This is a genomic window from Rhizobium sp. AAP43, assembly GCF_001296045.1.
Classification (GTDB): domain Bacteria; phylum Pseudomonadota; class Alphaproteobacteria; order Rhizobiales; family Rhizobiaceae; genus Allorhizobium.
This window is the reverse complement of record NZ_LJHS01000015.1, coordinates 44,423-56,189: the sequence shown is the minus strand read 5'-3', so window position 1 is coordinate 56,189 and position 11,767 is coordinate 44,423. Positions and strand designations below refer to the sequence as shown.

Sequence of the window (11,767 nt, the reverse complement as noted above, 5' to 3'; positions counted from 1 at the left end):
AACGAGGCCATCCAGCAGCTCGACAAGGTGACCCAGCAGAATGCCGGAGCCTCCGAGGCGATGTCCTCAACATCTGAACAATTGTCGGCGCAGGCTGAGGAGATGCTGGAATCGATCAGCTTCTTCCGAATCGCGCAGTCCACTGCAGGTCGCCCTCATCAAGCCTCCAAACAGCATCGGAGTGCAGGATTCGCCGGTCGGCAAGGCACAAGCCCATCGGCCAAGTCAGCCAAGTCTGCTTCAGGCATGACGGTTGCAGCTCAGCAGGCCCGCGTCAACGGCTTCAAACTCGACATGTCGATGGGTGGACCGGATGAAGCCGACCACGAATTTCGGGAGATTGCATGATGGCGCGGTCCGAGGCCCAGTTCGTTACCTTCGCCATGGGTGAAGAGATCTTCGCGGTTCCAGTCGAGGTGGTGCGTGAAATCCTCGACCACGAGCATGCTTTCAAAATTCCGCAGGGCCCGGACTATCTCCTGGGCCTCAGGGATGTGCGCGGCCAAGGCGTGCCGATAATCGACCTGCGTCGACGTCTGGGCATGGCGGCGACGGTCCTCACTCACCATACCCGCGTACTCGTGCTCGACATTCCCTGTGATGGGCGGGTGCTGACACTTGGCATGATGGCAGACAAGGTCTTCGAGGTTACACCCTTTCACTTGGATCAAATCGACAGTGCCCCGCAGATCGGGGTGCGCTGGGAGTCCGATTACATTCAGGGTGTCGTCCGGCGGACAAGTGATTTCGTGGTGATCATCGATCTTTCCCGGCTCTTCGCCCATCAGGGTGAAGAGATCCAGCGCGCCAGCTTAGACGCGCGGCAGGTGGCATAGTATCGTGTTCGCGGAATCCATCACTGCCACCCAGATCAATTTCGAAGACCGCTTGAGCAATCGCAATTTCAAGCGCCTCGCGAGCTATATCTACGATTATAGCGGGATCAAGATTACCGATGCGAAGCTGACCATGCTGGAAGGTCGCCTGCGACGGCGGCTTCGCGTGACCGGACATGGGAGCTTTGACCGATATTGTGAATACCTGTTCGATGAGGGAGGGCTCGACAAGGAGGCCGTCTACCTCATCGATGTGGTGACCACGAACAAGACGGATTTTTTCCGCGAGCCCAATCATTTCGACTTCATGTGCAGTCACATCCTGCCGGAACTCGCCCGGCGCGGCAGCCAGCCGATCAGGATATGGAGTTCGGCGTGCTCGATCGGTGCCGAACCCTATACGATCGCCATGCTGCTCGAGGAGTTCTCGACGCTGCAGAACGGACCCAACTATTTTATTCTCGCAACGGACCTCTCGACGGACGTGCTGGACAAGGCCCGGCGGGGTATCTTCAGCCAGGAGATGATTGACCCGGTGCCCCCGGCGCTGGTGTCCAAATATGTCCGCTTTTCGAGAGATCGGGAACGGGCCCAGGTACGCATCGTTCCCAAGCTGCGGTCGCGGATTGGCTTTGCCCGTCTCAACCTCATGGATCCGACCTACGAGATCGGCGAGCCCGTAGATATGATTTTTTGCCGCAACGTCTTGATCTACTTTGATAAAGACACACAACTTCAGGTTATGAGCAAGCTCTGCAGCAAGCTTTCGGTCGGCGGCCACATGTTCATCGGTCACTCGGAATCGATTTCCGGAATGAACCTGCCGCTGCGCCAGATTGCCAATACCGTCTTCAAGCGACTGTGAGAACCAGATGAGAAAAAAGGTCCGTGTCCTGATCGTCGACGATTCCGCCAGCGTTCGCCAGACGTTGACGAACGTCTTGCAGTCGGATCCCGATATTGAGGTGATCGGCACCGCTGGCGATCCCTTCATGGCAGCCAAGCGCATCCAGGAAGAAATTCCGGATGTTATCACGCTCGATGTTGAGATGCCCCGCATGGATGGGATCACCTTCCTGCGCAAGCTCATGTCGCAAAGGCCGATCCCTGTGGTGATGTGTTCGTCCCTGACGGAAGCCGGCACCGAAACATTGATGCAGGCACTGGAAGCGGGTGCGGTTGACGTTGTCCTGAAGCCCAAGATCGGCGCCGCGGACTATCTCGCCGAACAGGCGAGCCACATCTGCGATGTCGTGAAGGCGGCATCGCATGCCCGCCCGGGTGTCAGACGGCGCGGGCTTGGAAACGGGTCACCGTCGGAAGCCCCGCCAGAAAAGCTGACGGCCGACGCCGTTCTGCCGCCGCCGTCAGGCCGGGCAATGGCCAAGACCACGGAAATGGTGGTCTGCGTCGGCGCTTCCACCGGCGGGACCGAGGCCCTTCGCGAGATGCTCGAAGCCTTACCAGCCAATTCGCCGGGCATCGTTATCGTACAGCACATGCCGGAAAAATTTACCGCAGCCTTCGCACGACGCCTCGACGGTCTTTGCGCGATGGAAATCAAGGAAGCCGAAGACGGGGACACGGTGTTGCGGGGGCATGTTCTGATTGCGCCCGGTGGCGGCAGTCACACCGTCCTCGAACGGCAAGGCGCGCGGTACTACGTCTCGGTCCGGCAGGGGCCGCTTGTGTCCCGCCACAGGCCTTCAGTCGATGTGCTTTTCCGATCGGCCGCGCGCGCGGCCGGTGGCAATGCCATGGGCGTTATCATGACCGGCATGGGTGACGACGGCGCTCGCGGCATGCTGGAAATGCACGCCGCCGGTGCCTACACCATTGCTCAGGATGAGGCGACCTCCGTCGTCTTCGGCATGCCGAAGGAAGCCATTGCCCATGGTGGCGTCAACCGCGTGGTGCCCCTTGGGTCGATTGCCGCCGAGATCATCGCCGCCGACAAACGGCGGTGATCTACCGGTCTGACGCGACCGGACAGAGGACGATCACCAAGAGCTGCATTCAAGCTTAAATAAAGTGAGCGGCGCTGGGCTTGCTCGCCCGGCGGTGCGTATTCGCATGCGAGACGTGGTCTGAACCTTGACAGGTTGCGCTTCCTCAGTCCCTGCAGAAAAGGCGCATGGGCACAACACGCACGGTCCACGAGCGAGCCGCGCCGGTTGCGGATGCCGCCGCTCAGAAGAATGCGTCGTCCAGGTCGTCATCACTGAGAGTGCCACTTTCTGTGGCGGATGACGCAGGGAGCTCGGTGCCCATGATCTGCGCATGCAGTTCCCGCTCGGCGACCATCGTATACAGCCGGCCGATCTGGCTCCCGATCACATCGAGAGCCTCCGTCAGCCCCTCTGCTGGCACGACGTCTTCAAGGATCTCCATTCGTGCGGCACAATCGCGAAGCACATCGCCAAGCGCCTCGTTGAAATCCAGTCTTCTGAGGGAGCCATTGATCTCGGTGAGGGCGGTCTGGCTTTGCTCATTGAGCGCCGTCAGCTGCGTATCCATCCGGTCACCGGCAGCACGGAGATTGTCGCGGACCTGTTCCAGCTGTCCGTCGAGGCTGTCTTCAGCTTCACCATTCATCTGGCCAACGAGTTGTTGGGCGGCGGCTTCGAGACTGTGGAGCTCGGCCAGGATATCCTCGGCGGTCTCGTCGAGCCTTCCGGCGAAATGCCGAAGCTCGGCCGTAACGACATTGATGGCCTTGCCCTCTTCACCAATCCGGCTGCAGCGGAGATTGGTGTTCAGCGCGATGTAATGGATGTCGGTGCGGACAGCGCGGACCGTGCCGATGCCTTCGAGCAACTGGCGAACGATATTTGCCGTATCAAGGCTCAGTCTTGATGCTTCTGCGCCGACGTGGTCCACTTCTCGCACTGCAGTTCGGGCACTGTCTATGCCTGTCTCGAGCTGTCGAATGGCGTTGTTGTTACCGCCCGAGGCACGATCAGACATGGTGGCGCTCAATGCTTCGATTTCCGCAAGCTCCGAGCGAAAGCTGGAGACGGTCGCCACGATCTTGCCGGTGTCTCGGTCGAAATCTTCGATCGTATGCTCCAACTGCCGGTAGACGAGGCTACGGATCAACAGGATCAGCGACTGTCTCTGCGCCTCAGTCAGCGCATGTCCAGGTTCCGATACCAGATAGTCCGACAGGATCTGCAGGCTGGACTGGCAATGCTCTATCCGTTGACGCGTGATGTCGCCGACCTGCATGGACGAAAGAATTGCGCCGAGCTTCATCTGTATGCCACTGGCGACAGCGCGGACACTGGTCGCCCGTTCGACCAGAAGCCTGCGATAGTTGCCAAGATCCTCGGCGCCGGCCGAAAGCGTTCGAAGGATCTGCGGCACGGCCTCGTCATAGCTGGAGACGATTTCGCGGCTTTTGCGGATTGCTGGACCGAGGCCGCTCCCCAGCGTCAGGACCTTGCCGGCGAAATCGTCGACCTGTTCGGTTCCCTCCTGGATGCGGTCGAGGATTTCTTCGGCAAAGCCCGCAAAATCGGCAATGCTTGCTCCAGTAATCTTGGCCGTCAGGGCGAAGGTGCGCAGATAGCGCAGCGTTTCCTGCATGAGATCGACATGGGGCTCAAGCGCCCGTTCGGCCCGCAGGATTTCCTGGAAACCCTCCTGTCGCCCCGCCTCTATGCTGGTCTGCTGGGAGAGGCGATCCATGGACGAGGTGAGCTTTGCCATGGTTTCCCGCGCGGTCTCCTCGTCAAGCGCACCGTTGAGTTGATCGAGCGAAGCGATGAGGTTGTTCAAGACGTCGAGAATGGAGAGCAGTGCCGATCCACCGTCGAGGAAGCGCTTCTCAATCAAGGCGCGCGCCGCCTCCATGCGGTCGACATAGTCCGAGAGCTCCGTCGGAGACGCTCCTGCAGAAAAGCTAGATGTCTTGAAAGCCGCTTCACCCATTTCCCGACCTACCGCCCCGTCTGTTCAACATCAGCTTATGCGTCAATCTCTGCCATCGTCCGCCGCTCCAATCTGAGCGGGGGGCGTCCTTCTGGCGGTACACTGTGGTGAGACAGCAGTTAATTCCATCAGAACGAGTAGATCATATCTGCGGCTTTAGTTAATTTAGCATCCACTTTGGTATTGTTGGCGGATTTTTGGTCAGGGGATCTCGAAAGATGTTGGCAGCTTCGCTGGACGTTCCGAGATTTGCGCGATGCTGAAAAGTCGTTTCGCGGAACGTTTGTAAGGGCGGCCGTAAGGCATTTACCCATTCCTTGCGATCAGAGATCGTAGAGGGTTCAATGCGGAGCCGCTGGCGCCGTCTTCGTTGAGACAGGTGCAATTAACGTGCGTGATTGCGCCAGATCACACGCTGCGACGAAGCACCACCCTTGGTGGCAGCATGACGTGCTGCGCATCTTCACGCCCCTCGATGCGACTAAGCAGCAGCTCGCTTGCGCGTGCGCCAAGGCTTAGCGGATCCTGATTGACGCTGGAGAGGCTGACGGCCGGCTGTCCGGCGAGCGAACAGTCGTCGTAGCCGATGACTGCGAGTGTGCCGGGGACATCGATGCCCAATTCGTGACAGGCCGCCAACAGCGGAATGGCATCGAGATCAGACCAGGCGAAGATCGCCCGCGGCCTGTCTTCCGAAGAGAGCAACGCCGCCAGTTCCTTCGACCTTGGCTCGCTCGGATGTGGATTGCGGATGATACGAGCCCTCTCTTCCGATCCGATTGCGGCCATCGCCGCCATGTACCCTGCCTCACGCTGCACCGCGACGACCGAACTGGGGCTGTCCGAGCGGTCGTAGCTCAGCATCGTGATGTCGCTGTAGCCGCACGATGCCAGCGCTTCGACGGCCATCTGTGCCCCCGCGAAATCGTCCGAATTGACCGTGTCGTACAAGTTCGCCTGGGGTTCGTGATGGGCAATGGCGACGATGGGGATCTGTTTCGCATAGTGCGCGACCACGCTTCCAGAGATCTGCGGCCCGATCAGGACCAGGCCATCCATCCTGGTGTCGATCATCGACTCGATCATCGATGTCTCAAGCTTGGAGGCCGCGCGACCGACGCCGACCATCGCCTTGTAATTCGCCTCGGCCAGACCTGCGTCGATCCCTTCCAGCAGAACCGGGACGAACGGGTTGGTGAGTTCCACGACAAGGATGCCAACGGTATACGTCCGCCCGCGCATGGCCCGTGCCGCCGTCGACGGACGATACTTCAGAAGGTCGATGGCGTGTTCGACCTTGGTCCGCAGAGCCTCTGACACGCCGTAGGCATTGCGCAGCACCTTGGATACGGCGGCGACCGAGACGCCTGCATGCTCAGCGACATGGCGGATCGTCACGCGATCAGTCGGCGGGCCAAGCTTCTGTTTTTCCATGGTTAATCTCGTCTGCGCATGATCCTTAGATCCACTATATGCAAAAAGCGCTTGCGCGGCAAACGAGTTTGTAGAATGATATACATAGAACGATACACAAAATGATCGGTGCGGCTCGATGGGTATGCGCCGGCGGGAGTAGAGACACCATGGACAGGCCCTCTCTGACAGGCTCGACTTTGGCATCTGATAGTCAGCCATTTGCGCGGGCTGAGATGATCGCGCCCGAGATCGACAAGGGGCAGGGGGCTGCCGGAACTTTCGTCCAGACTCATTGGCAAGTGGATGTCCTCCCCTCAACAGCCACCTTGGCAATCTCGGCGCTCGGCCTCTATCGTGCTTTCATCAACGGGAAGCGTGTCGGCGAAGATCTGCTGACGCCCGGCTGGACCTGCTATGACGACCGGGTAGCCTACCAGACATACGAAGTCTCTGAGCTTCTTAAGGTCGGCGAAAACAGGATCGAGATCTGGCTTGGCGATGGCTGGTATCGCAGCCAGTTGCTTTGGGCCTCGAACCCGATCTTCAATTGCTGGGGAGATCGTGTGGCGGCGATCGCAGAGATCGAGGCCGACGGCGCAGTCTCGCTCGTGACGGACGCAAGCTGGAAGAGCGGTCTCTCACCCGTGACGCGCAATGGCATCTATTTCGGTGAAGACTATGATGCGCGTATTGTACCTCGCGCCGAGGCCGGCATAGACCTGCTCGAGTTCGACAAGGGCCTGCTGGTGCCACACGAGGCGGATGCGGTGAAGGAGCTCGCACCGCTCACTCCGATCGATCAGTGGCAGGATGGCGAGGGCAGAACCCTCTATGATTTCGGTCAGAATGCCGGCGCCTTTATCCGGCTACGCGTCAGTGGAAAGGCGGGCGCGTCGGTCCGCGTCGAGCACTCCGAAATCCTCGGACCGGACAAGGTCTTCGACAACCGGAACTATCGCAGCGCCCGCGCCGAACTGCGTTACATCCTGTCTGGCGAAGGCGAGGAAAGCTATGCCCCACTCTTCACCTTCATGGGCTTTCGCTACGCCCGGGTGACGCTCGAAGGAGACGTCAGTCTGCTCTCCATTGAGATGGTGCCGATCAGCTCGGTGCCGGTCGCCACCGGTGGCATCACCACGGGGGTTGCGGCGGTCAATCGGCTCGTCGAAAACACCATCTGGTCACAGCGTTCGAACTTCATCGAGATCCCCACGGATTGCCCGCAGCGTGACGAGCGCCTCGGCTGGACGGGAGATGCGCAGGTCTTCGCGGGCACTGCCTGCTGGCTCGCCGATAGCGAGCGCTTCCTCATCAAATATCTGCGCGACGTTATGCACGACCAGCGTGAGAATGGTGCCGTCCCGCACTTCTCGCCGGACCCGACACGGCTCCATCCAATCGACGACAGGGGCGACTGGGCGGGTTCGACAGGCTGGGGTGATGCCATCGTCATCATCCCCTGGCAGCTCTATCTACATTACGGCAATAGAGAGGTCCTCGCGGAGTGCTTCCCGGCGATGATCAAGTGGCTCGACTATCTCTGGGGTATTTCGGGCGGTCCGATCATTCGCCCGCCAGCCGTTTGGGGAGAGCACGGTTTTACCTTTGGTGACTGGCTGCAGCCCGTCGGCGACAACCGCAAGCCCCGACCCACCGTCGCCGACGATTGTGCGGCCACCCTTTATCATTTCATCTCGACACAGATCGCCGCGCGGATTGCCCGCATTCTCGGTCGTGACGATGCGACGCGGCAGTTGGACGAGCGCGCAAACCAGATCCGCGCGGCCTTCCGCAACGAGTTCTTTTCACCGTCGGGCCGGATCGCACACAACGACCAGACGTCCTGGGCGCTGGCTTTCCTGTATGATCTCGTTCCTGATGACTACAAGGCGGCGGGGAGGGACTATTTCCGCCGTGTGGTGGAAGAAACCGATGGCGTGATCGGCACAGGCTTCATCGGCACCCCCGCGCTACTGCCGGCACTCACCGGGCTCGGCATGCTCGACCTTGCGGAAAAGGTGTTCCTCAATCGGAAGGTCCCGGGCTGGCTTTACCAGGTCGAGCGTGGCGCAACGTCGATCTGGGAGCGCTGGGACGCGGTGGCTGAGGATGGTTCGATCTACGATCCGGATATGAACAGCTACAACCATTATGCTTATGGCGCCGTCTGCCAGTGGCTGTTCGAAGATGTGGCCGGGCTCGAGCTGACGCCTGAGGGGGCAGGCTTCACGCATGTTACGCTCGATCCTGCCATCCTGCCGGCGCTCTCGCCCGTCAAGGCCTGGCACGATGTAAAGCAGGGGCGCATCGAAGCCGAGTGGACACTGAAGGGCGATCAGGTGACCTACAGAGTCGTGTTGCCCGAGGGGGTCGCGGCCTCGATCACGGCCGAAAACGGCCGAAAGGATCTCACCGTGAATGGTGTTCCGGTCACGCCTGGCGTGGAGAGCAGACTACTACCGGGCGAGCATAGCATGACCTTCCGCATCTGAACCGCGGCACCGTCAGCGGACGGATACGACACATGTTTAAGTGGTCAATAGAGGAGGAAACGACCATGAATTTGAAAGCAGGAACCATCCTGGCTGCGTCTCTCGCCAGTCTATTGGCAAGTGCGGCCCATGCCGACGTGACGCTTACGATACTGGCCGACACCAATCAGGAAACGATCACCTTCCTCGACGTGCTAACCAAGGCCTACAGCGAGAAGCGTCCCGATATCAGCTTCGACATCGAAAACCGTGCCGGTGGAGCGGAAGGCGACAACATCGTCAAGACCCGCCTTGCGACTGGAGAGATGGCCGACATCTTTCAGTATAACTCTGGTTCGCTCTTCCAGGCGCTGAAGCCGGAGCAGACGCTGGTGGATCTCTCCGATATGCCGAATGCGGGCAATATCTCCGAAAGCTTCAAACCTGTGGTCAGTGCTAGAGATGGCACCGTGCGTGGCGTGCCATTCGGTCCGGCGATGGGGGGCGGGATCTTCTACAACAGGAAAATCTACGCTGAGCTCGGACTTGAGGTTCCTAAGTCCTGGGCTGATTTCATCGCCAATAGCGAAAAGGTCAAGGCGGCTGGTAAAGTCGCTATCGCCCAGACCTATGGCGACACCTGGACCTCCCAGCTCTTCGTGCTCGCCGATTACTACAACGTCAACGCTGCAGCACCGAACTTCGCAATAGAATTCACGGACAACAAGGCGAAGTTCGCCACAACTCCCGCCGCTGCCAAGGGCTTCGAACGCCTCGAGCAGACGGCAAAGGCGGCACTTTTCAATGCCGATTTCGGCGCTGCCAAGTTCGATGATGGGATGCGCATGGTCGCAACGGGCGAAGCCGCCCACTACCCGATGCTGACCTTCGGCATTGGCAACATCCAGCAAAACTATCCGGACAATCTGGCCGACCTCGGCTTCTTCGCCCAGCCGGGTGACGACGCCGCAAATAACGGTCTGACGATCTGGATGCCTTCCGCGCTCTACAGTCCGGCATCCGCCGAAAACGCTGAGGAAGCGAAGAAATTCCTCGATTGGGTCGCGTCCAAGGAGGCCTGCGAAATGATGGCAAAGGCTGTTCCTTCGGGTCCCTATCTCATCAAGGGCTGCCAGCTTCCCGCCGACGTTCCCCAGGCGGTGAAGGACATGCTGCCCTATTTCGAGGCTGAGGGCCGCACGGCGCCAGCGCTCGAATTCCTCTCACCGGTCAAGGGCCCGGCTCTCGAGCAGATTACCGTGGAAGTCGGATCCGGCATTCGTCCGGCTGCCGAGGCGGCAGCCCTCTATGACCAGGATGTCGAAAAGCAGGCCAAGCAACTCGGCTTGCCGAACTGGTAACCTCCCGCCCTTCGAACCCCGTCCGGTCTCGCAGGTCCGGGCGGGGTCTGAACCGGAGAAGAGACATGGTTACGCAGAAATCCCCCTATCCCTACTGGTTTGTGCTGCCGGCGGCGATCGTATTCACGGTCCTGTTTCTGGTGCCGACAGTGGCCTCCTTCTGGTTCAGCCTGACGCGCTGGGACCTGTTTTCGGCCGATTTCATCGGCCTTGACAACTACCGTCAGTTTCTGCGCGAGCCTTTCCTGATCCAGGGAACGGTCAATACGCTGATCTACGCCGTAGCGACCTCGGCCACGAAGACCGTGATCGGCCTTTTGCTCGCCGTGTTACTCACGTCCGGCATCTGGGCGCAGGGCTTTTTGCGGACTGTCGTGTTCTTCCCCGTTCTGGTGTCGACGATTGGTATCGGGATCACATTTGCCGTGTTAATGCACCCGACCAATGGCATGATCAATGTCACCTTGAAGAGCATGGGACTACCGGGCCCCGGTTGGCTGACCGACCCCTCACTGGCACTCTATTCGGTGATCTTCGTTGATCTCTGGAAGGGCGTTGGTCTGGCAACGCTGATCTATATCGCCGGCCTCGCCACGATCAGCCAGGACTACTATGAGGCAGCCCGCATCGATGGCGCGACCCGAACCCAGATGTTCTTCCGCGTCACTGTTCCGCTTGTCCGTCCAGCAACTGTCACCGTCGTTACCCTCTCGCTCATCGGCGGCCTTCGCAGCTTCGATTTGATCTGGGCGATGACGCGGGGCGGACCGGGCTTCTCCTCGGATGTGCTCGCGAGCGTTATCTACAAGCAATATCAGGCCGGCTTTTATGGGCTTTCGACCGCTGGCAACGTGATCCTTTTCCTGTTGATCGCGCTGATCATTCTACCGCTCACGGCCTGGTTCAACCGTCGGGAGGTGGACCTATGACCCGCCGCCAGCTTTATACGGGCATCGTCTCGCTCGCGCTTGCGTCCGTGATCTTCATACTGCCTTTCATCTTCATCTTTCTGACTGCCGCCAAGACACGGCAGGATGCCTCGCGGCTCACTTTCTCCTGGCCACTGGACTGGCAGTTGTGGGAAAACTTCCTCCAGGTCCTGCAAACTCGCAACTACCTGCTGCTACTTGCCTACCTCAACTCCACCGTGATCACCGTCTTCGCCGTTACGCTGCTCGTTCTCTTCGGTGCGATGGTCGGATATGTTCTCCAGCGACGTCCATCCCGCTGGAACACGGTCATTTACGCGTTCGTGTTGGCAGGCTTGATGATCCCGCCAGCAGTCGTGCCGACAATCTGGGTGCTGCAGTCGATCGGTCTGTTCAAGACGATCACCGGCATGATCTTCATTCAGGTCGCCTATGGCCTTGCCTTCTCGGTTCTCCTGTTCCGCAGCTTCATTGCCACGATCCCGCGCGACCTAGACGAGGCGGCCCTGATCGATGGCGCAACGCCATTGCAGATCTTCTTCCGCGTGATCCTGCCACTGCTGAAGCCTGTGACAGTGACGGTCATCGTCGTCCAGTCGATCACCATCTTCAACGATTTCACCAATCCGCTCTATTACCTCCCGGGGCGCGAGAACGTGACGGTTCAGCTGACACTTTATAATTTCCAGGGCCAGTTCCAGACCCAGTTCAATCTGCTCTTCATGAACATTCTTCTGGTCACGATCCCGCCGCTCATCGTCTACATTTTCTTCAATCGACAGATCGTTGCCGGCATGACCGCCGGAGCCGTCAAAGGATAG

At 59.5% G+C, this 11,767-nt stretch carries 9 protein-coding genes and 1 pseudogene; 8 read left to right on the top strand and 2 right to left on the bottom strand.

Annotated elements, in window-relative coordinates; translation table 11 throughout:
* From IP76_RS23290 to IP76_RS10565, 4 genes and pseudogenes are all read left to right on the top strand, one after another.
* Nucleotides 1–348: pseudogene (locus IP76_RS23290) on the top strand (methyl-accepting chemotaxis protein); the annotation flags it as partial.
* The gene (locus IP76_RS10575) at nucleotides 348–836 is read left to right on the top strand and encodes a chemotaxis protein CheW (RefSeq protein ID WP_054158180.1); all 489 of its coding nucleotides are present in this window, start codon (nucleotides 348–350) and stop codon (nucleotides 834–836) included. The pseudogene IP76_RS23290 and the gene IP76_RS10575, both read left to right, overlap by 1 nt.
* 4 nt (nucleotides 837–840) lie before the next feature.
* Nucleotides 841–1,701: a CheR family methyltransferase gene (locus tag IP76_RS10570; protein WP_082352492.1), complete on the top strand. Its 861-nt coding sequence runs from the start codon at nucleotides 841–843 to the stop codon at nucleotides 1,699–1,701.
* A 7-nt stretch (nucleotides 1,702–1,708) separates the two neighbouring features.
* The gene (locus IP76_RS10565; protein WP_054158179.1) at nucleotides 1,709–2,803 is read left to right on the top strand and encodes a chemotaxis response regulator protein-glutamate methylesterase; all 1,095 of its coding nucleotides are present in this window, start codon (nucleotides 1,709–1,711) and stop codon (nucleotides 2,801–2,803) included.
* Between the two features lie 223 nt (nucleotides 2,804–3,026).
* Here IP76_RS10565 and IP76_RS10560 read toward each other — a convergent pair whose 3' ends face one another.
* Together IP76_RS10560 and IP76_RS10555 are read right to left on the bottom strand one after the other, a co-directional pair.
* On the bottom strand, nucleotides 3,027–4,769 hold the full coding sequence (locus tag IP76_RS10560; protein WP_054158178.1) for a methyl-accepting chemotaxis protein: 1,743 nt from the start codon (nucleotides 4,767–4,769) through the stop codon (nucleotides 3,027–3,029).
* Between the two features lie 408 nt (nucleotides 4,770–5,177).
* Nucleotides 5,178–6,203, bottom strand: coding sequence for a LacI family DNA-binding transcriptional regulator (locus tag IP76_RS10555; protein ID WP_054158177.1), 1,026 nt, complete (start codon nucleotides 6,201–6,203; stop codon nucleotides 5,178–5,180).
* 149 nt (nucleotides 6,204–6,352) lie between these two features.
* On the opposite strand from IP76_RS10555, the gene IP76_RS10550 reads away from it, so the two are divergent.
* From IP76_RS10550 to IP76_RS10535, 4 genes are all read left to right on the top strand, one after another.
* Nucleotides 6,353–8,677: an alpha-L-rhamnosidase gene (locus IP76_RS10550; protein ID WP_054158176.1), complete on the top strand. Its 2,325-nt coding sequence runs from the start codon at nucleotides 6,353–6,355 to the stop codon at nucleotides 8,675–8,677.
* Between the two features lie 65 nt (nucleotides 8,678–8,742).
* Complete coding sequence (locus tag IP76_RS10545; RefSeq protein WP_054158175.1) at nucleotides 8,743–10,017, top strand: ABC transporter substrate-binding protein; 1,275 nt, start codon at nucleotides 8,743–8,745, stop codon at nucleotides 10,015–10,017.
* A 65-nt stretch (nucleotides 10,018–10,082) separates the two neighbouring features.
* Nucleotides 10,083–10,946 carry a carbohydrate ABC transporter permease gene (locus IP76_RS10540; RefSeq protein WP_054158174.1) on the top strand — a complete coding sequence of 288 codons (864 nt, stop codon included), beginning with the start codon at nucleotides 10,083–10,085 and terminating at the stop codon, nucleotides 10,944–10,946.
* A complete protein-coding gene (locus IP76_RS10535; protein WP_054158173.1) occupies nucleotides 10,943–11,767 on the top strand; it encodes a carbohydrate ABC transporter permease in 825 nt (274 codons plus the stop codon). Before IP76_RS10540 ends, IP76_RS10535 begins: the two co-directional genes overlap by 4 nt.

Coding starts and splice junctions, on each gene's coding strand:
- IP76_RS10575 (WP_054158180.1), top strand. CDS start 348: ATGGCGCGGTCCGAGGCCCAGTTCGTTACCTTCGCCATGGGTGAAGAG.
- IP76_RS10565 (WP_054158179.1), top strand. CDS start 1,709: ATGAGAAAAAAGGTCCGTGTCCTGATCGTCGACGATTCCGCCAGCGTT.
- IP76_RS10560 (WP_054158178.1), bottom strand. CDS start 4,769: ATGGGTGAAGCGGCTTTCAAGACATCTAGCTTTTCTGCAGGAGCGTCT.
- IP76_RS10555 (WP_054158177.1), bottom strand. CDS start 6,203: ATGGAAAAACAGAAGCTTGGCCCGCCGACTGATCGCGTGACGATCCGC.
- IP76_RS10550 (WP_054158176.1), top strand. CDS start 6,353: ATGGACAGGCCCTCTCTGACAGGCTCGACTTTGGCATCTGATAGTCAG.
- IP76_RS10545 (WP_054158175.1), top strand. CDS start 8,743: ATGAATTTGAAAGCAGGAACCATCCTGGCTGCGTCTCTCGCCAGTCTA.
- IP76_RS10540 (WP_054158174.1), top strand. CDS start 10,083: ATGGTTACGCAGAAATCCCCCTATCCCTACTGGTTTGTGCTGCCGGCG.
- IP76_RS10535 (WP_054158173.1), top strand. CDS start 10,943: ATGACCCGCCGCCAGCTTTATACGGGCATCGTCTCGCTCGCGCTTGCG.